Source organism: Massilia timonae (assembly GCF_001866515.1).
Classification (GTDB): Bacteria; Pseudomonadota; Gammaproteobacteria; order Burkholderiales; family Burkholderiaceae_D; genus Telluria; species Telluria timonae.
Genome location: NZ_JRYB01000001.1, coordinates 4,417,051 through 4,441,215 on the forward strand (window position 1 = coordinate 4,417,051; position 24,165 = coordinate 4,441,215).

The window sequence follows — 24,165 nt, forward strand, 5'->3', positions numbered from 1 at the left end:
CGCTAGCCCTGCCCGGGCTCGTGAAATTCATCGGCCCGCGAGAACAGATCCCACGCCGCGATGAACAGCGCCGCAATCACCGGCCCGATCACGAAACCGTTCAGCCCGAACAAGGCCATCCCGCCCAGCGTCGACAGCAGGATCACATAATCGGGCAGCTTGGTGTCCTTGCCGACCAGGATCGGGCGCAGGATGTTGTCGACCAGGCCGATCACCAGCACGCCATAGGCGGCCAGCACGACGCCCTGCCAGATGTCGCCGGTGGCCAGGAAGTAGACCGCCACCGGCGCCCACACCAGGGCGGCGCCGACCGCCGGCAGTAGCGACAGGAAGGCCATCACCACGCCCCACAGCAGCGCGCCGCTGACGTCCAGCGCCCAGAAGATCAGGCCGCCCAGCGCACCTTGGGCCATCGCCACCAGCACATTGCCCTTGACCGTGGCCCGGATCACCGTCGTGAAGTTCTGGAACAGGCGGCCCTTGTATTCGCTTGACAAGGGCACCGCGCGCTGGATGCGCGCGGCCAGGATGCGGCCGTCGCGCAGCAGGAAGAACAGCAGGTACAGCATGATGGTCATGCTGACCACGAAGTCCAGCGTGTTGCGGCCGATATTGAGGGCGTAGTGCGCCGTCGCCTGGCTGATCTGGGCCGCGCCTTCGGTGATCTTTTCCTGCAGCGAAGCCAGGTTCGTCAGTTCGAAACGCTCGAGCAGCGAAATCGCCCAGTCGGGCAGCGCGCGGATCACCAGATTGAAATAAGAGGCGAAATTGACCTGGCCGGCGCTGACCCGGGCGTAGATGGCGGTGACTTCATTGATCAGCGACGAGGTGATCAGGGCCAGCGGCAACAGCACCATCAGGATGATCACCAGCAGCGAGAGCAGGGCGGCGAGCGTCGGGCGCCCCTTGGTCGCGCGCAGCAGGCGCGATTGTAGCGGCGCGAACAGGATGGCGAACACCACGCCCCAGAACACGGCCCCGGAATAGGGCAGCAGCACCCAGAAGAAAGCGATCGTCACGATCGCCAGTAACAGAAGGAAGGAGTTCTGAGGCAGCGTGTATTGCTTCATCGGCGGGGTGGAAATAGTTGATGTTTCCTGATGATAAACCATGCCATCGCGGCTACGGCCGCGATTTGCGTGCCGCGGTACGCCAGCTAACACATGTTTCGAGTTTTGGTCGATTGTCGCTTGTTGACCACAAAGTCAGTTCAATCGTGCGCATTGTTTAAATGACATCTTGCGATAATAAATGTCGCCGCGTCAAGACATAGTCTGGCGGGCAATTGAATAACATTTTTTATCGGAGAGTCCCCCCATGTCCCGCACCGCGCCGCGCACCACCGTGTCCACCGTTCACACCACACTCGTCTCGGCCCTGAAGGGCGCCATCCTGCTGGGCGCGGCAAGCGCCGGCATGGCCCAGGCCCAGCAGTCGCCGGCCCTCGACCGCATGAGCATCTCGGCCGGCGCCTTCTATGCCGAACCGAAGATCCACGTGGGCGGCGATACCCGTTATGGCCGGGTCGACACGCCCGACGAGGAAATCGACGACGTCACCCTGCCGCGCGTGAAAGCCGAGATGCTGATCGGCGATAGCCATGGCCTGTCGTTCGACTACTTCCGCTTCGACGAGGACTGGGCCGGCAGCGCCAGCGGCGACACCGTCTACGAAGGCCGCCCGGTCAGCGGCACCATCAGCGCCAACGCCGACCTGCGCCTCGAAATGGCCCGCTTCGCCTACAAATGGTGGATGGGCAAGGAAAAGAACGCCTTCGGCGTCGGCCTGGGCGCGGCCTACCTGCGCGCCAAGATCTCGGGTTCGGGCGAGGCCAACCTGAGCGCGTCGAATCCGGTCGAGAATTACTCCTGGAGCGGCTCGGCCGAGGGCAGCGACAGCGTCTGGGCGCCGACCGTCGAGCTGGCATGGCGGCATACGCTGAACGAGCAATGGCGTTTCTACGCCGAAGCTTCGGGCATCAAGAAGAATGGCGGCACGGTCGAGGGGCATGTCTGGAACGGTTCCGTCGGCGTCGAGTGGTTCCCGCACAAGAACGTCGGCCTGGTGCTCGACTACAACGTCCAGAAGATCGACCTGCACCGCAATGGCGACCGCACCGCCGATCTCGACCTGAAACTGAAGGGACCGTCGGCCTTCGTCAAGGTCCGCTTCTGAGCGGCGAAGCGCACGCGATTCCGCGCCGACTGCACGCTCAATTGCTTCCGGTCATAATACATAGTGCGAAAGCACTAATGTAGCAGAGCGAGGAGAGCGATTGAGCGCGGAGCATCTGATCGGTTGTCATGATTGCGGTTGCCTGTATCACCGGGAGCCGCTGAACTCGTGCGAGCGCGCGCGCTGCGCGCGCTGCCGTCACGAGCTGTACCGCTGGCATGCCGGCGGGCCGCTGCGGCGCGCCGATTCGCTGGTGGCGCTGAGCCTCGGCGCGCTGCTGGTCTACCTGCTGGCCCAGAGCTTCCCGATCGTCACGCTCGAGATGGGCGGCATGACCTCCGGCGCGACCCTGCTGCAGGCCGTGGGCGTGCTGTGGAACGAAGGGATGCAGGTGATCGCGGCGATGGTGCTGTCGTGCGCGATCGTCTTCCCCGGCCTGGAACTGGCGTCGCTCCTGTACGTCGCCGTCGGCCTGCGCCGCGGCCGCCGCGTCCCGGGCTTCAACATGGTGCTGCGCGTGGTGCAGGGCGCGCGCCACTGGGCCATGACCGAAGTGCTGATGATCGGCATCCTGATCACGGTGATCAAGATGACCAGCATGGCGCGGGTGGTGCCCCATCCCGGCTTGTTCGCCTTCGGCGTGCTCACCATCCTGTGCGCGCTCGTGATGCGCTACGAACCCAAGGCGCTGTGGGAACTGGCGGACCGCCTGGCGCCGCGTCCGAACCGGGATGCGGCCGCCGATGCCGTCGCCCACGCTCCCGGCACGCTGGTCTCCTGCGGCGCCTGCGGCCTGGTCAACGGCCAGCCCTGGCAGCGCGCGAAGAATGGCGCGGCGCACTGCCGCCGCTGCGGCGCCGCGCTGCACCGCCGGATCCCGAACAGCATCGGCTGGACCTGGGTGATGCTGGCCGCGGCCACCTTGCTCTACGTGCCGGCCATGGTCCTCCCCGTCATGTACACCCGCACGATCGGCGGCGGCGCCGAGGGCGACACCATCATGAGCGGGGTGGTGCTGTTCTGGAACACCGGCTCGCCTGGCCTTGCCATCATCATCTTCATCGCCAGCGTGGTGGTGCCGGTCTCGAAGCTGGTGGCGCTGGCCTGGCTCAACGCCACCGCCCAGCTGCGTTCGCGCGCCGCGCCGCTGGCGCGCACGCGCGCCTATCGCGTGGTCGAATTCGTCGGCCGCTGGTCGATGCTCGACGTCTTCGTGGTCACGCTGACCGTGGCGCTGGTGCGCTTCGACGCGCTGGCCACGATCACCGCGGGGCCGGGCGCGATCGCCTTCGGCTGCGTCGTGATCGTGACCATGGTCGCTTCGCACCAGTTCGACCCGCGCCTGATCTGGGACCCTATTGAATCGAATGGAGAACGACATGTCTGAACAGGACGGCGCACGACCGCCGCAGGGGCCGGCGGCCCCGGGGCCCACTTCGCCCGACGTCGACCGCCCGAGCCGCTGGCTGCCGTCGCTGATCTGGCTGATCCCTTTGCTGGCGGCCATCATCGGCGCCTGGCAGGTGGTGCAGTGGATGACCAACAAGGGCCCCACGGTGTACGTCTATTTCGCCACCGGCGAAGGCCTGGAGGCGAACACCACCCGGGTCAAGTACAAGGACGTCGACATCGGCCGCGTGGTGTCGGTGACGCTGGCCGAGGACGGCAACCGGGTGGTCGCCAAGATCGAGATGGTCAAGGAGGCCGACCGCTTCACGGCGAAGGATTCGCGCTTCTGGGTGGTGCGCCCCCAGATCGGCGCCAGCGGCGTGTCGGGCCTGGGCACCTTGCTGTCCGGCCCGTACATCGGCGCGGCGCCCGGCACGTCGGAGGATTCCAGCAATGCCTTCACCGGCCTGGAGACGGCGCCGCCGATCCCGATCGGGCTGAAGGGGAGGGAGTACCTGCTGCACGCCGACACCCTGGGCTCGGTGGCGCCCGGCTCGCCGGTCTATTTCAGGCGCGTGCGCGTGGGCCAGGTGGCCAAGGTCGAGCTGGACAAGGCCGGCCAGGGCATCGACATGTCGGTGTTCGTCGAGCAGCCGTATATCGGCTTCGTCGGCATGGACACGCGCTGGTATCACGCGAGCGGCGTCGACCTGCGCCTGGACGCGAGCGGCCTGAAGCTCAATACCCAATCCCTGGCGGCGCTGGCCACCGGCGGCATCGCCTTCGAATCGACCGACGGCAAGAAGCCAGGCGCGCCCGCCCCGGCGGGCAGCCGCTATCGCCTGGCCGAAGACCGCGCCGCGGCCTTGCGCCCGCCGGACGGCCCGGCCACCAGCGCCGTGCTGTACTTCGACCAGACGCTGCGCGGCCTGGCGCCGGGCGCGCCGGTCGACTTCCGCGGCGTGGCGCTGGGCGAGGTGCGCAGCGTGGGCATCGAATGGGACCGCGAGCGGCGCCGCTTCAATATGCCGGTGACGATCGACATGTACCCGGGGCGCCTGGGCCAGGACTTCATGAATGCCCTGAACCAGGGCCGCGAAGGCAAGGACATGATGGGCATGATGGTGGGCCGCGGCCTGCGCGCGCAGCTGCGCAACGGGAACATCCTCACCGGCCAGCTGTATGTGGCGCTCGACTTCTTCCCCAACGCGGCCAAGGCCGCGATCGGCCAGCAGGGCGAGCTGGTGGTGCTGCCGACCGTGCCGGGCCAGCTCGACGAGCTGCAAAGCCAGGTGGCGCGCATCGCCAACAAGCTGGACAAAGTGCCGTTCGACGAGATCGGCGCCAACCTGAATCGCACGCTGGCGCAGGCGAACGCGACCCTGGCGCGCCTCGAAGGCGAGGTGCTGCCGGAGATGACGGGCACGCTCAGCGCCGCTAAAGGTACCTTTGCGCGCGCCGAGAACCTGCTGGCGCAGGATTCGCCGCTGCAGTCCGACCTGCGCCAGGCGCTGCAGGAAGTGACGGACACGATGGCCAAGCTCAATGCGCTGGCCGATTACCTCGAACGCAATCCGCAGTCGATCATCCGCGGCAAACCCCAGGAGAAGAAGTGATGACCTCGTTCCGTTTCCCTCGCCGCGCCCTGGCCGCGACTGCCTTCGCCGCCGTGCTGGGCGCCTGCAGCAGCACGCCGGTGGACCGCTTCTACACGCTGAGCGGCGGCCCGGCGACGGCCACGCCGCCGGCGCGTGGCGCCGCGCCGCTGTATTTCGAGATGCGGCCGGTGACGGTGCCGGCCCAGCTGCGCCGGCCGCAGATGGTGGTCAGCACCGGAGAGGGCACGATCGACCTCGAGGAACACCACCGCTGGGCCGGGCCGCTGGCCGAGGAGATCGGCAACAGCCTCTCGCTCGGGATCGCGGCCCGGCTGGGCGGGGTGGACGTCTACCGCAGCGCGGCGCCGGACGGCAGCACGCTGTACCGGATCGGCGCCGACGTCCAGCGCTTCGAGTCGCGCCCCGGCAGCCTGGCCCTGCTCGACGTGGTGTGGAGCGTGCGCCGGCTCGATGGCAAGCAGGTTGGCGGCCCGATGCAGACTTGCCGCAGCGTGTTCCAGGAACCGGTGGGGATGGGCCACGACGCCCTGGTGGCTGGCCACCGGGCGGCGCTGGACAAGCTCTCGGCCACGATCGCGCAAGCGGTGCGCGCCCAGCAGGAGGGGCAGGCCGGGGGACCGGCGCCGGCCTGTCCAGCCGGCTGAAACGTCAGGGAATCAGGCGTTCGGCGCGCAGGCGCGCGAACAGGTCGTAGAAGGAATCGTCGGTGGCCTGGTAGGCGGTGAAGCCCAGGCGCCGGCTGTTGGCCATGTCGGTCATCACTTCCAGCGGTCGGCCCAGGTCGAGGTCGGTATGCCATGGCGAGGCCAGGCGATCCAGGTCGGCTTCGACCAGGCCGTGGCGCGCGGCGATCTCGCGCCACACCGCGTGGTCGTTCGCCATCGCCGCTTCGAGTGGCTGGATGGCGCCGTTGAAGCCCGCCGCTTCCACACCGAAGAAGGCGGCCAGCTTTGGCCACAGCCAGCTCCAGCGGAACACATCGCCATTGACGATATTGAAGGCTTCGTTACGCGCGGCGTCGGTGTCGGCGGCCCAGACCAGCTGTCTGGCCAGCATGCGCGCGTCGGTGACGTCGGACAGGCCATTCCACTGCGCCGCGGAACCCGGGAACTGGAACGGGCGCCCGGTTTCCTTGCAGATGGTCGCGTACACAGCCAGGGTGGTGCCCAGGTTCATCGCATTGCCGACCGCCAGGCCGATCACGGTGTGCGGGCGGTGCACAGTCCAGGTGAAGCGGTCACGCTCGGCCGCGGCATAGACCTCGTCTTCCTGGGCGTAATAGAAATTCTCGAGGGGCAGGCGCGGCTGGCTTTCGCGCAGCGGGGTGTCGGGCAGGGTGCCCGAGCTGGCGTAGGCTTCGAACGGGCCCAGGTAGTGTTTCAGGCCGGTCACCAGCGCGACGTGGCGCACGCTTTTCTTTGGCGCCAGCGCGTCGAGCAGGTTGCGCACCAGGGCGGCATTGACGCGGATGTTCTCGGCTTCGGTGTCCTGGCGCATCCAGGTGGTGATGAAGACGTGGGTCGGCGCGACGTCGGCCAGCGCGGCGCCCAGGGCTGCGGGGTCGAGCAGGTCGGCGGCCACGTGGCGCACGGCGGGCAAGTCTTGCGGGGCGCGGCGCGACAGGCCGACCACGTCCCAGCCCGCGGCCAGCAGTTCGCGCGCGACATGGTTGCCGCCGATGCCGGTGACGCCGACGACCAGTGCGGTTCGTTTCATGTGTTTACTCCCGATGTGACAATTGAACCTCATTCTACCGGCTGGGGGAAATCGGCGCGCAGGCCCAAAAGAAACGGGGCGCCGCATCGCTGCGGCGCCCCGTCCCGGTCGTCACTTCAGGCTATCAGAAGCGGTAACGCAGGGTCAGCGAGGTGTTGCGCGGCGCACCATAGGTGATCTGGTTGTAGGCGGCGAACATCGCGAAGTGGGTCTTGTCGGTCACGTTGTTGACGTTCAGCTGGGCCGAGAGCTGCTTGGTGAACTCGTAGCGCGCCATCAGGTTGACCAGGGCGAACGAATCTTGTTCCATGCGGCCGTCGATGCCCGGCGCCACGGTCGCGTCGACCGTGTAGGTGCTGCCTTCCCAGTTGACGCCGCCGCCGACGGTCAGCTTGCTCCAGGCGCCCGGCAGGCGGTAGCTGGCGAAGGCGCGCAAGGTCTTGCGCGGATAGATCGAGTTGAAGTCGACGCCGGTTTCGTCCTTGGCGCGGAAGATCGCGTAGCCGATGTTCGCGTTCAGGCCCGGGATGATTTCGCCCGAGACGTCCATCTCGATGCCCTTGCTGGTGGCGCCGTCGACCGCACGGTAGTAGGCTTCCGGCAGCAGCGGACCGGTCGGACCGTCGCGGTCGATCATGCCGGCGGATTGCGCCAGGCCATCCTGCTTCAGGTGGAACACGGCCAGCGACGCGTTCACGCGGCGGTCGAAGAATTCGCCCTTGATGCCGGCCTCCGACGCCTTGCCTTCGATCGGATCGAGCAGATTGCCGTTGATGTCCTTGTTGTTCTGCGGCTGGAAGATGCTGGTGTAGCTGGCGTACAGCGAATAGGTGTCGTTCAGGTCGAACACGAGGCCGGCGTACGGGGTGATTTCGTTGCTGTACTTGATCGCGTACGGGTCTTGCCACTGGCCTCCGCCTTCCTTCTCGTACTTGGTCACCCGCGCGCCGACGATCGCCTTGAGCTGGTCGGTGACCGAGAAGCGCGCCATGCCGTACAGGCCTTGCTGGGTGGTCTCGCTGGTCTCGTAACGCGCCTGCGGGCCCCAGACCGGCGCCGGGTAGCTGGCAGGGTCCCAGTTGTTGAAGTCGGCGACCGGCGGTGCGAAGCCGTCGGCCGTGGTCGGGAACTCGGCCAGGCGGTTGTTCGCGTAGAAGTCGGTGTTCGCGTGCAGGTAGCCGACGGCCGCCTGGTGCTCGCGGCCGAACAGCGAGAACGGCCCGCTGGCGTGGACGCCGAAGTCCTTCTGCTTGGTCTGGATCACGTAGGAGCCGGCGAAGGCGCCCAGACCGGCGCCGCTGACGCGATCCGGCACGCCCGACAGGTACAGCAGGCGCGAGTCGCCGTCGCGGGTGGCGTCGGTGTAAGTGAAACGCAGGTTCCAGCCGTTGGCGAAGCGGTGTTCGTAGTCGGCGAAGAAGTTGTCGTACTGGTTGTCGTAGCCGGCCCACGGGGCAGCGGTGGTCAGCGAGCGGTTCTCGGGGATGAGCGATCCGTCGGTATAGCGGTAGGGCAGGCCGCCCCACATCGGGCCGCGCGGGCTCATTTTCTGGCGGCTGAAGCCGGCCGAGAAGGTGCCGTCACGGCCGATGTCGGCTTCGACCGTGGCGTAGAAGGTGCGGTCCTTGTTTTCCAGGTAGCGGATCCAGCTGTCGCCTTCGCCGTACTCGCCGACGAAGCGGCCACGCACGCTGCCCGATTCGTTCAGCGGGGTCGAGACGTCAGCCATCACATGGCGCTTGTCCCAGCGACCGACGGTGGCTTCGATGCGGCCGCCCAGCTTCTTGCTGAAGGCGCGCTTGCGCACCAGGTTCAGCGCGGCCGACGGCGTGCCTGCGCCGGTCATCAGTCCGGTGGCGCCGCGCACCACTTCGACGCGGTCGTACAGGGCCAGGCTGCCCAGCACCTCGCCGGCGCTCCAGGCGGCGTCCCAGGTGGTCGGGATGTTGTCGATCTGCAGGTTGGTGACTTCGAAGCCGCGCGCCGTGAAGCTGCCGCGGTGGGTTTCGTACTGGTTGACCGAGACGCCGGTGACGTTGTTGGCGACGTCGGTGATGGTCTGCAGGCCCTGGTCTTCGATGCGTTGCTGGGTGATGACCGAGACCGACTGCGGGGTGTCGCGCAGCGACATGTCGAGCGGGGTCGCGGTGCGGGTGCGGCCGATGGTGTACGAACCGACGTCGTCGGCCAGCTTCTGGGCCTGGACCTGCACCTGCGGCATCGAGGTGGTGCCAGCCGCGGTATTGCTGGCCTCGGTGGATTGCGCCTGGGCGACGAAGGGGAGCGCGAGGCCCACACAGACCGTCAGGGTCTTCAGTTTATGACGTCCGGTGGCGCTGACCTGCTTTTCCATCTTTTTTCCTGTTTTTAACGATGAGTGGGTGGCGGACCAGCGCTCCATGAGCACGCGTCTGCCTACGACAATGAAATGCGACTACGAATGATAACGATTCTCATCTATTTATGTCAATGTATGACAATGACAAAGCCGCTAGGGCAGCGGATTGTGCAACTTTGTGGATGGTATTGGCAGCGATCGGGGCTGTATCCCGGTGACGGAAGGGGCTAAGCTGGCATCACTTCAGAAACAGAAAGGATAGGCACATGGACAAACCGGAATTCTTCGTCACCCCGGGCTACGGCGAGATGTTCTACAAGAAGCTGGGCTATTCGCAGGCAGTGAAGGTCGGCAACCGGGTCGAGATCTCGGGACAGGGCGGCTGGACCGACGACCTGCAGTTCCCGGAACGGCTGGAGGACGAGATCGAACTGGCCTTCAAGAATGTCGAGCGCGTGCTGGCGGCGGCCGGCGCCACCTGGGAACACGTGATCCACGTGAATTCCTACCACGTGGGCGGCTTTCCTCCCGAGACCAACGAGACCATGGCAAGGTTGTTCCGCCAGTACATGCCGAACCGGGCGCCGATCTGGACCGAGCTGGGCGTGCAGGAGCTCGGCGCCCCGGACATGCGGATCGAGATCCGCGTGACCGCGATCATCGAGTAAGCAGCCTGCCGCCAGGGTCGCCCTGGTCGCGGAAGGTGTCGATCAGCCAGTCGACGAACACCGTGAGCCGCGCATTCTGGTGGCGGTTCGGCGGGTACAGGATGTGGAAGGGCATGGCGGGGCGGCTCCACTCCTGCAGGACCGGCGTCAGTTCGCCGGCGTCGATCGCCGGCTGCACCATGCGCGTGAAATGCTGGCCGATGCCCAAGCCGGCGCGCAGCAATGCCAGCAGGCCGTTGCCGTCGTTGGTGGAGAGCTCGCTGGCCTCGATGTCCAACCGCTCTTCTGCGCGTTCGAAAACCAGCGGATTCGGCTTTGTCGTCGCTGCGAAGAAGTAACCCAGGCGCACGTGCTGCGCGAGGTCGGCCGGCGTGCGCGGCGTGCCCGCCCGTTCCAGATAGGCGGGCGAGGCATAGGTGCCGTAGTGCAGGTCGAGCAGCTTGCGGCCGACCATCGACAACTGCTGCACGTCGCCGGCGCGGATCACGCAGTCGACGCCTTCGCCGACGATATTCGCGGGGCGGTCGCTGACGCCGAGCGCCAGGGTAATGTCCGGATATTCCCGATGGAAGGCCGGCAGCGCCGGAATCAGCAACGAGGTCGCGAACGAGGCCGGGGCATCGACCCGCAGATGGCCGCGCGGCTTGCGCTTCTGGCCGCGCATCGCATGGTCCATCGCGTCGAGCTCGGCGAGCAGGCGGACCGACTGCTGGTAGTAGGCCATGCCTTCGGCCGTGGCGGCCACCGTGCGCGTCGTCCGGTGCATCAGTTTGTTGCCGAGGTGGACCTCCAGATCGCCGATCAGCTTGCTGACCGTCGAGCGGGGCAGGCCCAGCTGGTCCGAGGCGCGGCTGAACGAGCCGGTGTCGATCACGCGGGCGAAGGCGCGCATGGCCAGGAGCTGGTTCATGGGTAACGATGAATGTCCGGAATCTGCATAGGTGAGAATTATCCACGAAGCTGGATAGTGTCGGGAATCTCCGTCGTACGGATGGAAAAGCTTGTCCGTAATTGCATGAGTTTTCTCAAGGGCATCGGCTCGCATGTCGCGTGTAATTCCGAATGTTTCCCGCGCTCCATATAGACATCGGAAGTTCTCCGCGGTCGATGGGCGCCGCACGGAGGACTCATGCCGACACCAGGGACAGCCTTGCTTGCATCGCTCGTTGACTTTACACAAGACACCCGCCTGCTCGCGCTGCACACGCCTGCCGGTCCGGCACTGCTGGCCGAATGCGTGCGCGGCGAGGAAACGATCAGCGCCGGATTCCGGTTCAGCATCGACGCGCTGTCGACCGATGCCCATCTGTCCTTGCGCAGCCTGCTCGCTCAGCCAGTGCTGCTGCAGTTGCTCACCGCTGAATCGCGCGACACCCATCGCGCCTTTCATGGATACGTGACGGCGGCCGAGCTTGCGGGATCGGACGGAGGTTTTGCCCGATACCTACTGACCGTCGAGCCATGGACTGCCTTCATGGCGCTTGGACGCGACAGCAGGGTCTTCCAGGACATGGACGTCATCGACATTCTTGAAACCCTGTTCAGGCAATACCAGGGCAAGGCAAGACTGGATCCGGCGTGGAGGATCGAGGTGGCCGATCAGGCCGTCTACCCGAAACGAAGCCTGACCACCCAGTATCAGGAGAGCGATCTGGCGTTCGTCGAGCGTCTCATGCTCGAGGAAGGGCTGTTCTACTATTTCGAACACGAGGGCAATCCCGGCAGCCCGTCGCGCGGGATGCATACGATGGTCATCGGCGACCACAACGGCGTGTTCCGACGCAACAGGCAGGCGCTCGTGGACTTCACCCGGCCTGGCGCGGTCATGAAGGCCGACAGCATCGACCGCTGGCGCACCGAAGCGAAAATGCTTGCCAATGCGATCGACCTGGATACCTGGGATTATCGCGCCGCCCAAACGCGGCCGGTGAACGCCGATGAGTGGAATGCGGATGGGCCGCCGCTTCGCAGTCGCGACATGCCGGGGGTGTATGCCTATCCGAACCGCGCCCAGGGCAATCGCCTTGCCGAGGTCCAGTTGCAAGCCTTGCAGGCGCGTCGTGTCGTGCATGTTTGCGCCGGAACGGTGCGCACCCTGATGCCGGGGACAACATTCACCTTGCGTGGGCATGCGTTATTCGATCGTGAGCAGAACGACGAGGCGCGCACCTTTCTCGCAACCCGCGTCGTTCACCTGATGCACAATAATCTACCCGCGCAGCTGCGCGGCGAGGTCACCGACCTGCTCGGAGCCGGACCTACCGCAGGCATGCTGCTCACCGAGCGCGAGCTGCAAGCGGTCGGCGCCCAGAAAGTCGAGCGGCCCCTGTATCGCAATTACGCCGAAGCGATCCTGGCCAGCACCCCATATCGCAAGAGCGGCACCGACGATTTCGGCCAGTTGCTTCATCCACGACCAATGGTCCATGGGCAGCAGACGGCGATCGTGGTCGGCCCGCCGGGATCGTTGGTGCATACGGATCGCGATCATCGCATCAAGGTGCAGTTTCACTGGCAACGCGGGACGGCCAGCCACAGCCGCCTGGAGCACCCTGCGCCGGCCGGGCATACGGGCGCGCCAGCCAACGACATGGCCGGCACCTGGATCAGGGTGGTGGCCCCGGTGGCAGGAGCCAACTGGGGAGCCAGCTTGGTTCCCAGGGTCGGGCAAGAGGTATTGATCGATTTTCTGGATGGGGATATCGACCGGCCGGTGGCCATTGCGAGCCTGTACAACGGCCGCGGGCAGAAGGATGCGCAACATAACCAGGTGCATTGCGGTGGCGGTGCTGCGACCGGCAACGCGCCGCCATGGTTCGCCGGCGATGAAGGCGGCCATGCGCATCCAGCGGTGCTGTCCGGGATCAAGTCGCAGGCGATGCACGGCAGCCAGCTCGGTACGGATGCCTACGGTCAGCTGGTATTCGACGACAGCGCGGGCCAGTCTGGCCTCGGCCTGCAGCGGCACCAGCGCGCGCATGATGGCGTGGCGGAACTCAATCTTGGCTACTTGCGGCACCGGGCCGACAACCAGAGACTGGAAACGGTTGGCGCCGGCGCCGAGCTGAAGACCGCGCATGCCGCCGCACTCAGGGCCGGCGGCGGCCTGCTGCTGGCCGCCGGAGCGCAGCACGGCGCGCGCGACCAAATGGGTTCGGCCGCGCGCGAGGAGATCGAGAAGTGTTGCGAGCTGCAGGACGACTTGGCCAGGCGTGCCCGTGACCATCAGGCGGTGCTTGCAGGCGAGCCGGCGCAGGATGCGTTGCCGGCGCTGGCCGCGCTGCGCCAGACCTCCGAATCGCTGGCTGGCACGGCAGCGGGGCGATCCGGTTCCGCTGGCGGCGGATCGAGTCGCGCGACCGCCTACGGCCAAGCCCACCTGCAGCTCTGGAGTCCGGCAGGCATTGTCGCGGTCTCACCGGCGAACGTCATTCTGGCGGCAGAACAGACCGGGGCGCTGACCGCGGGCGAAGACGTCGGGATCCTGGCGCAGGGGACCATGTCGATCATGGCGGCCGCCGGAATTAGTATCTTCAGCGACGGCAGGGCGGACGACAAGTCGCGACCCCTCCAGGAAACCGGAATGAAGTTTCACGCGGCTAGTGGTCGCCTGAGCCTGCAGAGTCAATCCGGGGCAAGCCGGTTCGTTGCCGACAAATCGGTCACAGTAGCCAGCATCGCCAAGTCGGTGACGGTGCGCGCACCGAACAAGCATGTGTTGTTGACTGCCCAGGGCGCCTGCATCCGCCTGGAGGGAGGCAATATCGAGGTGCATGCGCCTGGCAAGGTCGAGTTCAGGGCCGGCAAGAAGGAACTTGGCGGGCCGCAGAAAGCGTCTTCCGAGACCAGGCTACCGCAGCCTGGGGAGCTGAAATTATGCGAGATGCGTGCGACCGGTGCGGCGGCGGCAGGCGACAGCATCGTGCCGGTCGCTTGATATGGACGGCGCCATGCCTTCGCACATCGATGAATTGCTCAGTGGGCATGCTTATGGCGTGGTCGATGCCACGATGCGTGCGCTGGTGCCCAAGGGAGTCCGCGTCGCGCCGCTGGTGCCGCGCAGATTGACAGGCAGCGCGCATTTGATGCCTGCCTTGATCGACCTGAAGTCCGGTCAGGAATCGGCGCTGCGGGACCTATTTGCCGGCACCGATGACACTGGTCCTGGCTTGAAAACCGACGTCGTGGCGGTGATGCTGAAGACGACAATCGGCATGGAGGAAGTCGAGCGGCGTTGGAATGCCATGCAGCTCGCTTCCCCTGATGGCAAAAAGTTTGTTTGGCTGCGCATGCATGACCCGCGCGTCCTCCATCAGCTATTCCGCATTCTTTCGCCTGCCCAGTGTCGCCACATGTTCGGACGGATCGATGCCATCAGATATCGGATCGATGATGAATGGTTGGAACGAGAGATTGGAGCGATTACAACGCGGCCAGGCCCCGGCCGTGCCGATGAGGCGCCAGCGTACAGGGACTGGGCACGTATCGCTCGCATTGGGATCGTGAATCGCGCACTACGACGTGCGGGCATACGGGATGCCGCAAGGCTGGATGTTTGCAGCGGAACAGCCGAGGAGGCCCTGTGTCGTGGGGCCGCGCGATATGGGCTGCTGGAGGCCGAGGATCTTACCGAGTTCGCGTTTCGCGCCTTGGTGTGCTGCCCCGGCTTCGATGACGACCCTTGCGTCGCGGCCGCTATAAGACAACACGCCGCAAGCCGCAACGATTCCTATTTATCAGACCATTTCGCGCTGATCGCCCCGGATGTCTGGCGCGCCTTGCGCGAGGCTGCCTTGCCGGAAGATCGGAGACTGTCATGCTAGCGTCAAAGAAATGCGAGTTCTGTGACAAGCGCGGTTTGCCCCTGTTGCTCGTGCGTGATGCGGTCGTGCCCGCGCGCGCAGGAGCGCCGGAGACGAAAGGCCCGCCGATCGCATTGCCGTCCACGACTGCCCACTATACCAAGCGGCTGCTGCGCAGTGGTTATGTCAACGTATATGACGAAGCGAGGCAGCGGTGGGACTGCTATTTCGTGACACCGGAAGCGCTTCTCTACAAGCTTACGCTGACGTCGATTCTCGGGTCTCTGCTCACGCCAACCGGACCATTCAACTGCACGATCGAGGGCCATCGCGAAGCCGCAGGCTGTATCACGATTTCTGATCCGGCCAATGCTACCTCGGTATGGATCGGATTCAGCGATACGCTCTGGACCCCGAATGTGCGCAAGGCGAATGAGGACCGGGAACTGCGCAGGCGGCATATGGTGGAGGTGGATGTCCGCAGCGTCATGGCGGGGAAGCGAGGGCCGCACGATTCGATCCGGCAGGTGGAGGCGGTCGTGGCGGAGTATTCGCTGCCTTCGCCTCGCATCAAGCCACTGATCGATGCGAGTCCATTCCGATATTGTGCCTGCTTCGGCGGCGGCGAGAAGCTGGTGAAGGAGTTCGAGGACATTCGGACAGGAAAAGGATTGATTGTGACGGTGCCTGACCCTGCCGGCATAGTACAGGAGCTGGCGTTCCTGATGACGCATTTGCTCGAGGCGTTCATTGCGAAAAATCCCACCGACCAGAGGAATCTTGCCGCAAGTGCGGGCATTGATCAGATAAAAGCTTCGATCGTTGGCAAGGCCGAAACGGCAGAGATCGAGGCTGCACGGATGGCGGCATCGAGAATGGAAGCGGTCAACCCTTTAGGACATGTTCTGTCGGAGTCAACACGTAACAAGACCTCGAATGTGCGAGAAGTCACGGCCAGTGAGCTTGATCGAGCCACAGCGTCGGCATGGTCTAAATACGGCAGGAAATTCGATGACGCTGCGCGGCAGAAATGGCGGGTGGAATTCGATGCGAAGCTCAAGGCATTCGATGAAAAATCGATCGCACCGTTGGCTCTGCGCCATGTGGAATGGTTCAAGAGTGCAGCATTCACGGATTATTTTGAGTTCAATTATGATCCGTCCAACGCATTGTGTGGAGTGGCTTATACCAATGTCGTGACCGGCTGTATCGCCGGGACCCAGGATAAAGCCTGCTGCAATAAATTATATGTAGAACTCCTTCAGGGAAATTTTCACGATAAAAAGAATGTTCTTTTGAGGGCATCTATCCTTAACCAGTCTGCAGTTGCTGAGTCGATAGAGGAATCTTCAAAAATCGCTCTCGATAGTCGGCAAATACCATGGGACAGTCTGTTCGAAGTTTACAAGGCTGCAATGGAAGCGCTTGATGATAATTCCACAAATGGGCTTGCACTGTATATTGCGCAAATATCCGGTCCAGTGGCCCGGATCCTGGGTAAAGTCGTGGATGGCCGTCCCGGCTTTCATAAGGCCTTGATGATGTTGGGGTTTATCTCTGGAGATGCCGTCACCGTCTTCGAAATTAGTGGGAAGCGATCGCAGTTCGTGAGGTATCTCGCAAAGCAGATGTTACGGACGAGCGGTGCGGTGATCAGCGAGAATCAGCTGCGGGCGGCAGTAAGCCTCGAGTTGGAGCGCCTCCAAATACGCGGCATGAAAGTTGAAGGAAGCAGAAAATTGCGTTGGGTGGTCAGCGCCGACCGCGCCTCTATCGAGAACCTGACCAGCGGTATGAGTCGAGTTGCACAAGAAACGCAGCTGAAGTCTAGTCTGCGATCGGTGGAGCAACTGGAGTCGCTTCGCCTGGAGCGCTGGCGATCGGTAATTAATCAAAAAGTTCGGTGGGGCGTGGTGACGGCAATCCTGCAGACTGTTTGTCTGACAAAAATATATGAAGATGAAGAAATGGGCCTCGCGAATGAAAGGCAAGATGCTCGCTGGCGACGGATAGCAGGGATTAGTGGCTTGGTCGGGACAACATGTGAGGTCATTGGGAACGCTCTGAAATCTCGCGTACGACAGGGACTTCGCTTTGGGCGAGAATTTATCTCACTAGCGGCAAAGGTTCTAACATTCGTTGGGAGAGTCGCCGGCGCGGCGGCAGGTATGATCCTGGCGGCACTGGACACGGCCAAAGCGTTCGAAGCGAGCAAAGAAGGTGGCTCCGGTTTGCTTATTGCCGCGTATTTAACATCTGGAATCGGAGGCTTATGTCTGACCGTGGCAATCGTTTTCGGAGCTGCATTCCCGGTAATCGTCGCACTTGTGGCGTTGCTGGTGGCCGTTGGGATATTCATTGAGTTCATTAAAGATGATCCTTTGCAAGACTGGCTGGAGCGGTGTCCATGGGGGGTGCTGCCGAATCAACGCTATCTGGATATGAAAATCGAGCAAGAGCAGCTTGCACAAGCCTTTAAGTGAGTTTGTGAATGAACTATTTCGGATTATTCCCCGCATACAAAGTTAATCGACGCCTTAGTGATAACGAAATGAAGCGTCGGTTAGTGCAAAAGCAACGATTGGATGTTGAGCCGCGTTCTCAGTTGTGTGTAATAAAGATGAACTCAACATTCCTCGAATCTGTTGATAAATGGTATGGCTGGCGCGGAGGAATTTTACTATTTTTGATTCCTGCAACGGCTATACCTTTGTGGATGCTGGGTGGGATGGTGTGCATAGCAGTCTCGAGAGCTGATGGGTGGAACCTGCGGCCTTATGATGTCGAGATTCTATTAATAACAGCGGTGATTACCATCCCGACGTTTCTTGCAGGGATTTGGATTCTGCTTAAGGATTGCTTTTCTTTCACACATTATCCGATGAGGTTCAATCGTAAGAAGCGAGTCGTCCACGTGTTCCATACAGATGGCACCGTCAGTACAACACCTTGGGATGAGATTTATTTCACATTAGGTCACATGAAGGGGTTGCACGAATGGGAGGTCCGGGGGCACATCCTTGAACCAAATACCTCGACTATAAAAAAAACGTTTGCTTTAAGTTATACAGGACCGTTGAAGGCGCATGATGTCAACCCGGGTGTGAGCGGTCCATCCGAGTACGACTTTATTCGGTCGCATTGGGAATTCATCAGACGTTACATGGAAGAGGGGCCTGAGGAAGTTTCGAGCCAGGTTCAGTTCTGTATGCCGTTGGATGGCCGCAGAGAGAGCATCCGCGTGGGGACTGAGCGAGTATTTGCAAATTTCGCTTCGGTGCCACTTGTGCTATACGTCGTGACTTGGCCGTTGTGTGCGCTTATCAGCCTGTTTCGCATCTTCGCAATGCGAACCAGTAAAATTCCTGTATGGCCAGATGATGTCGAGGAAGACTGCAAGATAGAAGTTGGCGATCCGTATGCCATCATCGGCGACGAGAATGGCGACAGAGTCGCCGTGTATCCTGAAGCAGCTGCAGCAGCGGGAGTCGAATTCCGTGAGCCTGTGGAGGTGGCCGGACATTTACGATCGAGAATTGGAATCACCAAAGTTACTAGGTGAGATGTCAAGCAGCTTTGAGCACAGCATGACTAGCTTTGCGGTTGGAGCCCCACTTCGGGGCTCTCGTCCGTTGTTAAATCAAGCGACTTCTTTCTTGTTCGCCTCAGTAATTGTCCAGTAATAAATCGTCCGGCCATCCACCTCGACCGTCTTTTCCGCCGGCCATTCCGACCCCATGTCGAAGGCATGCGACACCACGCGCGTCCCCACCTTGAGCTGCTTCCACAGCTGCGGACGCAGCTTGGCGTTAATCGTCGGCAGCAGGTACAGGGTCACCACGGTGGCGGTCGAGAAATCGGTCTTGAACAGGTCGCCCACACGGAACTGGGCGCGGTCCGAGACGCCGGCCTTCTTGGCGTTTTCCTTGGCTTCCGCGATGCGCGTCGGATCGATGTCGATGCCGGTGCCGCGCGCGCCGCGTTGCTTGGCGGCGGTGACGACGATGCGGCCGTCGCCGCAGCCCAGGTCGAACAGGGTGTCGTTCTTGCCGACCTTGGCCAGGTCGAGCATCTTGTCGACCACTTCTTGCGGGGTCGGCACATAAGGCACGTCGAGGCGCGGCGTGGCGGCGGTGGCCGCGGTGGCCTGGGCCAGCGCGCGGCCGAACGGGAACATCATCAGGCCGGTGGCGGCGGCGGTGGACAGCAGCAGGGTACGACGGCGAGGTTGCGGATTCATCAGCACAGCTCCTTGGGTCAAGTGGACTTGGGGGGATAAAACGCTTGGTATTTATTGTTCGCTCTTCGAGCGCAGCAGCAGCAACAGCACGACACCGATGGCCAGCACGGCGACGCCGATCCAGGCGGCGTTGAGGCCGCCGAGCTGCTGGCTGTACACGTAGGACAGGCTCGACCACAGCATATAGGCGCAGCTCGCGCAGAACAGCAGCGGCAACACCGGATACAGCGGCACCTTGAACGGCCGCGGCGTATGCGGCTCGCGCCGGCGCAGCACGAACAGCGAGATGCCGGTGAGCAGGAAGAACAGCCAGAACACGGGCGCCGTGAATTCGACCATGGCCTTGAAGCCGCCGCCCAGCGCGGCGCCGGTCGCGACCAGGGCCAGGGCGGCCACGCATTGCACCGTCATGGCCACCGTCGGTGTGCCGCGCTCGCTGTCCCACTCGGCCAGGCGGTCCAGCTTTTTCCAGTCGAGGCCGATCGCGTAGCTGGTGCGGGCGCCGACGATCATGGTGGCGTTGATCGATGTGAGGGCCGAGACCGCCACCAGCACCGAGATGATTTTTTCGCCGGCCGGGCCGAAGACGACCTTCATGACGTCGGCCGCGACCGCCTCGGAGGCGGACATGCCTTCCATGCCGAGCACCTTCCAGTACGCCCAGGTCACCATCAGGTAGAGCACGGTGATGACGACGATGCCCATGGTCAGCGCCTTGACCATGTCGCGCGGACCGCCGCGCATCTCGGCGCTGATGTAGGCGGCCTCGTTCCAGCCGCCATAGGTGAGCAGGACGAAGACCATCGCCATGCCGAGGGCGGCAGTGGCCGGGCCGGATGCGGCGGCGGCCGTCGCGCCGGCCGCCGGTGCGGGCGCCGGGTCGGTGAACAATGCGGCGGCGCCGACGATGAGCAGCAGGCCGAGGATTTCCGCGACCGTCAGGAAGGTCTGGGTGCCAGTACCGGTGCGGATGCCGCGCAGGTTGAGCGCAGACAGGCCCACGATCACGGCGACCGCATATACGGTGCTGCCCCAGCCGGCCGGCAGCATGCTCAAGGGAACCGCCTGCTGCATGTAGTCGCCGAAGACGAAGCCGAGCAGCGCGATCGAGCCGGTGGTGATCACCGAGAAGCGCGCCCAGCCGAACAGGAAGGCGACCGAGCGGCCATAGGCGCGGTGCAGGTAGTGATAGTCGCCGCCGGCATGCGGATACGAGGTGGTCAGCTCGGCGTAGCACAGGGCGCCGATGAGCGAGACCAGGCCGCCCATGATCCACAGGGTGAACATCGCCGTGGCCCCGCCGCTCATGCTGGCGACCAGCGACGGGGCCTTGAAGATGCCGGCGCCGATCACGACGCCGACGATGACGGCGACCGCTTCGCGCAGGCCGATGGTGGGGCGGGGGCGGGTGTCGTGAGGGGCTGAGACAGTGCGCTGCGCTTCTATGGCATCCATGTCGTGATCGGTTGGGCACGTCTGCGGCCGGGGTCGCGTCGCGCTTGGTTGCACATGGGGAGCCTATAAATACACTATCGCTCACCCGCTTTTCGGTACTGGATGTTATCCAGACCGCAGAGCAGATGGCGCGCGATTGAATTGCTACAAAGATAAATACAGTTTGGTCCGCAGGGTGCGGCGCGCTGGTCGATGCAAGGGCGCGGCCGAGGGCCGCGCCATGCCATCAGTCCGATGCCGGAGAGGCGCCGGACGTCACCGCCGGCAACGCCGGCTTGCGTTCTTGGTTCGAGGCATTCGCCAGCGCGGGCGAGCCAAGCCACTCGAAGATGGCCGGCCAGATCGCGGCGTGCGCGCTGCGCCCGACCAGCACGCCCACGTGCTGCAGGTTGACGCCGACGTCGCCCTGGTATTCGAGGACGTGCTTGCGTTCGCTGCCGGCGGCCTCGTGGAAAGGCAGCACGGACTCGGGTGGAATCACCTTGCTGCGGAAGTCGACCACGCACAGCAGCGGCGCGCGCAGGTCGCGCGGGCCGATCGTGCGGCCCCCGATGTCGAGCCGGCCCTGCATGAACTCGTCGTTGCGGTACAGCGATTCGACGATTTCAGTGAACAGCCGGCCGGGCAGCGGAAATTCGTCATGGGTCCAGCGCTCGACCCGCATGTGGGTGGCGAGCGCCTTCGGGTCGAGCAGCGACAGCCAGCGGTCGGCGATGCGCTCCCACTGGAAGGCCTGCGGTTCGGCCATGGCGCTCATCATGTTCAGGTAGACGCCCGGCACGTGGCGGAAGGCGTCGGCGATGCCGCGCGCGTGCGGGGTGGCGTTGACCAGTGGCGAGAAGCAGCAGCTGGCCTGCTCGAAGTGCAGCGGCGACTCGAGCAGGATGGTCGCGGCCACGCGTTCGGGGTGCATGCAGCTGTAGATGGCGGCCAGGATGCCGCCCAGCGAGTGGCCGACGATCGTCAGTCGTTCTTGCCCGCTGTCTTCCGTGATCGCGCGCTGGCAGGCCGACAGCATGCGGTCGCCGTAGTCGTCCAGGCCGACGTCGCCGTCGCCGTCAGGCATCGGCAGCCATTCGGCCAGGTAGACCCGGTAGCCGCGTTCGTTCCAGCGCTGCACCACGCTGATGTCGGGCGCCAAGTCCCAGATATAGGCGCGCTTGATCGGCGCCGGCACCAGCAGGACCGCCGGGCCGCCGCCCGGGGCGTCCTGGAAGCGGTGCAGCCTGAGGCCGGGCTGCTCGAGGATCACGGTGGACGGAGTCTGTTGCGGCCCATAGCCGGCGCGTTCCAGCATCTTGCCGCGCGCCTGGCGGCTGCGGTCCATCTGCTTGAGGGCCTGTGTTCCGAGGTCTCCGAAGGCCCCGAGGTTGTTCCAGTTGCTGGCGTACATGGATGGCGATCCCGTCGAATTGGCGATCACGAGACTCTACGCCAACTACTGCCCGGCTCCAACCGCGCACGCTTCGAATCGCGAGCCGGTTTGCGCTAGGTAAAACTTTGCACGAACAGAACTAGCCGAACGGAATCGAACCAGGTTCACAGATACTTGACCCAGGCCTTGCCGCTCACGCGCTTGTAGTGTCCGAAGCGTTTCGTCGGCCAGTACAGCAGCGCCGCCAGCACAACGGCGCCGACCCAGACCTGCCATACCTGCGTGAAATCCGCGCGCGCCACGCCCAGCACGCCGGCCGCGATCCTTTGCGCGGCCAGCAGCAGGTACAGGTGCAGGGTGTAGAAGAACAGCGGCGCGCCGCCGAACACCGCCGCCACCCGCACCCAGCCGGCATCGACCCGCTCGATCCAGGCCAGCGCCAGCAGGCCGACGCCCAGGGTCAGCAGCAGGAAGTCGAGCGAGGGCGGGTATTTAGTGAAGTTCAGCCACGCCATCGCGCTGCGCAGCAGTTCGTCCTGCGGCGCCCACGGCAAGGTCTCACCATAGATGTTCCAGGTGCGCAGCACCAGCAGCAGGGCCAGGCAGCCCAGGCCGCCGGACACCAGTCGGCGCCGGCGCAGCGCGGGATCGAGGGCGCGCGCGTACAGCGGGCCGCAGGCATAGCCCAGCAGGATCACGCCGATCCAGGCCAGCAGCGGATAGCTGATGCGCACCCGCACCGGTTCCTCGAGCAGGTAACCGCGCTGTTCGAGGATGGTCCAGGCGGTAGCAAGCCAGGAGCCGGGTTCGAACGACAGCCCGGCCAGCGCATTGTGGCCGCCGACGATGACGACCCCGAGCGCCGCCAGCAGCGCCAGGGGCAGGCGGTGCAGCAGGGCCAGCGCCAGCATCGACAGCCCGATGGCCCAGATCACCTGCAGGTAGACCGTATGCGGCGTGAAGCTCCCGGTCCAGGCGAAGTTGATCACGACGATCTCGAGCAGGATCAGGAAGGCGCCGCGTTTGGCGAGAAAGCCGGTGGCGCTGCGCGGCCCGCTCGCCGGATTGGCGTACAGCCAGGCCGACAGGCCGGTGAGGAACACGAACATCGGCGCGCAGAAATGGGCGGCCAGGCGCGAGAAGAACAGGCCGGGATCGGTCGCGGTGACGTCCATCGGGTCACTGACCTGGTGCTGCAGGAAGAAGGTCTCGCGGACGTGGTCCACCGTCATCAGGAGCATGACCAGGCCGCGGGCGACGTCGATGGAGGCGATGCGCGTGCTTGCGCCGTGATGTGGAAGGGGGGAGGCACTCGTATTCATGTCGGTCGGGATTGTACGGGAAGCCGGCCACCGGCGAGAAAAAAAGCGGCCGGCGCATGGCTCGCTCGTCTGGCATACTGGACCCATCCATATTCAGTGACGAGGCAGGATATTTACCGATGAAGCCAGAGATTCTCGTGTTGGGCAGCGTGTGGTCGCCGGAGGTGCGCGCCCAGGTGGAGCAGGCGTTCCAGTGCCATTTCGTGCCGGCGATTCCGGTCGCCGGAGACCCGGATTTCCAGCGCATGGCCAAGGGCATCCGCGCCGTCCTCACCACCGGCACGGTCGGCGTCACGCCGGCGCTGGTGGCCAGCCTGCCGGCGCTCGAGATCGTGTCGGTGCATGGTGTCGGCGTCGACGCGGTGCCGCTGGCGCTGCTGGCGCAGCAGGGCGTCCACGTGACCAACACGCCCGACGTGCTGACCGACGACGTGGCCGATTTCGCCGTCACCTTGCTGTTGTCGGCCGTGCGCCGCCTGCCGCTGCTGGACCGTTACGTGCGCGCCGGCGCCTGGCCGGCCAAGGCGCCATTGACCCAGGCGCGCAGCCTGAAAGGCAAGGTGGCGGGCATCGTCGGCTTCGGCCGTATCGGCCAGGCGGTGGCGCAGCGCCTGCAGGGTTTCGGGATGGAGATCCGCTACCACCAGCGCAGCGCCGGGCCGGCGCCCGAGCGGCGCAGCAGCTCGCTGCTGGCGCTGGCGGAAGAAAGCGATATGCTGGTGCTGTGCATGCCGGGCGGCGCCGAGACCCGGCACATGATCGGGCTGGATGTGATCGAGGCGCTGGGCCCGGAGGGCACGCTGGTCAACATCGCGCGCGGCTCGGTGGTGGACGAGGCGGCGCTGGTCGCGGCCCTGCAGGACGGGCGGCTCGGCGCGGCGGGGCTGGACGTGTTCGAGGATGAGCCGAACGTGCCGGCGGCGCTGTTCGCGCTCGATAACGTCGTGCTCACGCCCCACGTCGGCAGTTTTACCGTGGAAGCACGGCGCGCGATGGGGCGGCTGGCCGTGGCCAATCTGCTGGCCCACTTCCATGGCGAGCCGTTGCCGACGCCGGTCCTGTAGTC

General features: G+C 64.4%; 18 protein-coding genes. 10 read left to right on the forward strand and 8 right to left on the reverse strand.

From position 1 onward, the window contains the following. Positions 1-2: 2 nt before the first annotated feature. A complete protein-coding gene (locus LO55_RS18730; protein ID WP_071362638.1) occupies positions 3-1,070 on the reverse strand; it encodes an AI-2E family transporter in 1,068 nt (355 codons plus the stop codon). 247 nt (positions 1,071-1,317) lie between these two features. Here LO55_RS18730 and LO55_RS18735 point away from each other — a divergent pair, with 247 nt between their 5' ends. From LO55_RS18735 to LO55_RS18750, 4 genes are all read left to right on the forward strand, one after another. Then, positions 1,318-2,175, forward strand: a complete 858-nt coding sequence (locus tag LO55_RS18735) for a hypothetical protein (protein WP_071362639.1) — start codon at positions 1,318-1,320, stop codon at positions 2,173-2,175. Positions 2,176-2,275: 100 nt separating this feature from the next. Next, positions 2,276-3,562, forward strand: a complete 1,287-nt coding sequence (locus LO55_RS18740) for a paraquat-inducible protein A (protein WP_071362640.1) — start codon at positions 2,276-2,278, stop codon at positions 3,560-3,562. Next, positions 3,555-5,180: a PqiB family protein gene (locus tag LO55_RS18745; RefSeq protein ID WP_071363863.1), complete on the forward strand. Its 1,626-nt coding sequence runs from the start codon at positions 3,555-3,557 to the stop codon at positions 5,178-5,180. The genes LO55_RS18740 and LO55_RS18745 overlap by 8 nt, the downstream gene beginning before the upstream one ends. Continuing rightward, positions 5,180-5,827 carry a PqiC family protein gene (locus LO55_RS18750; protein ID WP_071362641.1) on the forward strand — a complete coding sequence of 216 codons (648 nt, stop codon included), beginning with the start codon at positions 5,180-5,182 and terminating at the stop codon, positions 5,825-5,827. The genes LO55_RS18745 and LO55_RS18750 overlap by 1 nt, the downstream gene beginning before the upstream one ends. Before the next feature lie 4 nt (positions 5,828-5,831). Here LO55_RS18750 and LO55_RS18755 read toward each other — a convergent pair whose 3' ends face one another. Continuing rightward, positions 5,832-6,899, reverse strand: a complete 1,068-nt coding sequence (locus LO55_RS18755) for an SDR family oxidoreductase (protein ID WP_071362642.1) — start codon at positions 6,897-6,899, stop codon at positions 5,832-5,834. A 124-nt stretch (positions 6,900-7,023) separates the two neighbouring features. Then, positions 7,024-9,252 carry a TonB-dependent siderophore receptor gene (locus LO55_RS18760; RefSeq protein ID WP_071362643.1) on the reverse strand — a complete coding sequence of 743 codons (2,229 nt, stop codon included), beginning with the start codon at positions 9,250-9,252 and terminating at the stop codon, positions 7,024-7,026. Positions 9,253-9,503: 251 nt separating this feature from the next. Here LO55_RS18760 and LO55_RS18765 point away from each other — a divergent pair, with 251 nt between their 5' ends. After that, positions 9,504-9,905, forward strand: coding sequence for a RidA family protein (locus tag LO55_RS18765; RefSeq protein ID WP_071362644.1), 402 nt, complete (start codon positions 9,504-9,506; stop codon positions 9,903-9,905). On the opposite strand, the gene LO55_RS18770 is transcribed toward LO55_RS18765, so the two are convergent. After that, on the reverse strand, positions 9,895-10,815 hold the full coding sequence (locus tag LO55_RS18770) for a LysR family transcriptional regulator (RefSeq protein ID WP_071362645.1): 921 nt from the start codon (positions 10,813-10,815) through the stop codon (positions 9,895-9,897). The genes LO55_RS18765 and LO55_RS18770 overlap by 11 nt on opposite strands. Positions 10,816-11,055: 240 nt before the next feature. Here LO55_RS18770 and LO55_RS18775 point away from each other — a divergent pair, with 240 nt between their 5' ends. From LO55_RS18775 to LO55_RS26455, 4 genes are read left to right on the forward strand one after another with little or no spacing between them, the layout of a single operon-like run. After that, positions 11,056-13,842 carry a type VI secretion system Vgr family protein gene (locus LO55_RS18775; protein ID WP_229410181.1) on the forward strand — a complete coding sequence of 929 codons (2,787 nt, stop codon included), beginning with the start codon at positions 11,056-11,058 and terminating at the stop codon, positions 13,840-13,842. Between the two features lie 13 nt (positions 13,843-13,855). Next, the gene (locus tag LO55_RS18780) at positions 13,856-14,728 is read left to right on the forward strand and encodes a DUF4123 domain-containing protein (protein ID WP_177185548.1); all 873 of its coding nucleotides are present in this window, start codon (positions 13,856-13,858) and stop codon (positions 14,726-14,728) included. Then, entirely contained in the window at positions 14,722-17,190 is a 2,469-nt protein-coding gene (locus LO55_RS18785; RefSeq protein WP_071362648.1) for a T6SS effector BTH_I2691 family protein, read from the forward strand. Before LO55_RS18780 ends, LO55_RS18785 begins: the two co-directional genes overlap by 7 nt. Positions 17,191-17,198: 8 nt before the next feature. Continuing rightward, positions 17,199-18,269, forward strand: a complete 1,071-nt coding sequence (locus tag LO55_RS26455) for a DUF6708 domain-containing protein (protein WP_143054561.1) — start codon at positions 17,199-17,201, stop codon at positions 18,267-18,269. A gap of 78 nt (positions 18,270-18,347) precedes the next feature. On the opposite strand, the gene LO55_RS18795 is transcribed toward LO55_RS26455, so the two are convergent. The 4 genes from LO55_RS18795 to LO55_RS18810 form a co-directional block, all read right to left on the reverse strand. After that, a complete protein-coding gene (locus LO55_RS18795; RefSeq protein WP_071362650.1) occupies positions 18,348-18,947 on the reverse strand; it encodes a class I SAM-dependent methyltransferase in 600 nt (199 codons plus the stop codon). A 51-nt stretch (positions 18,948-18,998) separates the two neighbouring features. Then, complete coding sequence (locus LO55_RS18800; RefSeq protein WP_071362651.1) at positions 18,999-20,402, reverse strand: APC family permease; 1,404 nt, start codon at positions 20,400-20,402, stop codon at positions 18,999-19,001. A 226-nt stretch (positions 20,403-20,628) separates the two neighbouring features. Then, positions 20,629-21,795 carry an alpha/beta fold hydrolase gene (locus tag LO55_RS18805; RefSeq protein ID WP_071363864.1) on the reverse strand — a complete coding sequence of 389 codons (1,167 nt, stop codon included), beginning with the start codon at positions 21,793-21,795 and terminating at the stop codon, positions 20,629-20,631. A 146-nt stretch (positions 21,796-21,941) separates the two neighbouring features. After that, a complete protein-coding gene (locus tag LO55_RS18810; RefSeq protein WP_071362652.1) occupies positions 21,942-23,099 on the reverse strand; it encodes an acetyltransferase domain-containing protein in 1,158 nt (385 codons plus the stop codon). Between the two features lie 119 nt (positions 23,100-23,218). Between LO55_RS18810 and LO55_RS18815 the strand changes: the two genes are divergently transcribed. Continuing rightward, on the forward strand, positions 23,219-24,163 hold the full coding sequence (locus LO55_RS18815; RefSeq protein ID WP_071362653.1) for a 2-hydroxyacid dehydrogenase: 945 nt from the start codon (positions 23,219-23,221) through the stop codon (positions 24,161-24,163). Positions 24,164-24,165 lie beyond the last annotated feature (2 nt).

Excerpts from the sequence above, each read along its gene's own strand:
- LO55_RS18760 (WP_071362643.1), bottom strand. The coding sequence starts at position 9,252 with ATGGAAAAGCAGGTCAGCGCCACCGGACGTCATAAACTGAAGACCCTG.
- LO55_RS18735 (WP_071362639.1), top strand. The coding sequence starts at position 1,318 with ATGTCCCGCACCGCGCCGCGCACCACCGTGTCCACCGTTCACACCACA.
- LO55_RS18765 (WP_071362644.1), top strand. The coding sequence starts at position 9,504 with ATGGACAAACCGGAATTCTTCGTCACCCCGGGCTACGGCGAGATGTTC.
- LO55_RS18745 (WP_071363863.1), top strand. The coding sequence starts at position 3,555 with ATGTCTGAACAGGACGGCGCACGACCGCCGCAGGGGCCGGCGGCCCCG.
- LO55_RS18730 (WP_071362638.1), bottom strand. The coding sequence starts at position 1,070 with ATGAAGCAATACACGCTGCCTCAGAACTCCTTCCTTCTGTTACTGGCG.
- LO55_RS18750 (WP_071362641.1), top strand. The coding sequence starts at position 5,180 with ATGACCTCGTTCCGTTTCCCTCGCCGCGCCCTGGCCGCGACTGCCTTC.
- LO55_RS18770 (WP_071362645.1), bottom strand. The coding sequence starts at position 10,815 with ATGAACCAGCTCCTGGCCATGCGCGCCTTCGCCCGCGTGATCGACACC.
- LO55_RS18800 (WP_071362651.1), bottom strand. The coding sequence starts at position 20,402 with ATGGATGCCATAGAAGCGCAGCGCACTGTCTCAGCCCCTCACGACACC.
- LO55_RS18780 (WP_177185548.1), top strand. The coding sequence starts at position 13,856 with ATGCCTTCGCACATCGATGAATTGCTCAGTGGGCATGCTTATGGCGTG.
- LO55_RS26455 (WP_143054561.1), top strand. The coding sequence starts at position 17,199 with ATGAACTATTTCGGATTATTCCCCGCATACAAAGTTAATCGACGCCTT.
- LO55_RS18785 (WP_071362648.1), top strand. The coding sequence starts at position 14,722 with ATGCTAGCGTCAAAGAAATGCGAGTTCTGTGACAAGCGCGGTTTGCCC.
- LO55_RS18795 (WP_071362650.1), bottom strand. The coding sequence starts at position 18,947 with ATGAATCCGCAACCTCGCCGTCGTACCCTGCTGCTGTCCACCGCCGCC.
- LO55_RS18815 (WP_071362653.1), top strand. The coding sequence starts at position 23,219 with ATGAAGCCAGAGATTCTCGTGTTGGGCAGCGTGTGGTCGCCGGAGGTG.
- LO55_RS18755 (WP_071362642.1), bottom strand. The coding sequence starts at position 6,899 with ATGAAACGAACCGCACTGGTCGTCGGCGTCACCGGCATCGGCGGCAAC.
- LO55_RS18810 (WP_071362652.1), bottom strand. The coding sequence starts at position 23,099 with ATGAATACGAGTGCCTCCCCCCTTCCACATCACGGCGCAAGCACGCGC.
- LO55_RS18805 (WP_071363864.1), bottom strand. The coding sequence starts at position 21,795 with ATGTACGCCAGCAACTGGAACAACCTCGGGGCCTTCGGAGACCTCGGA.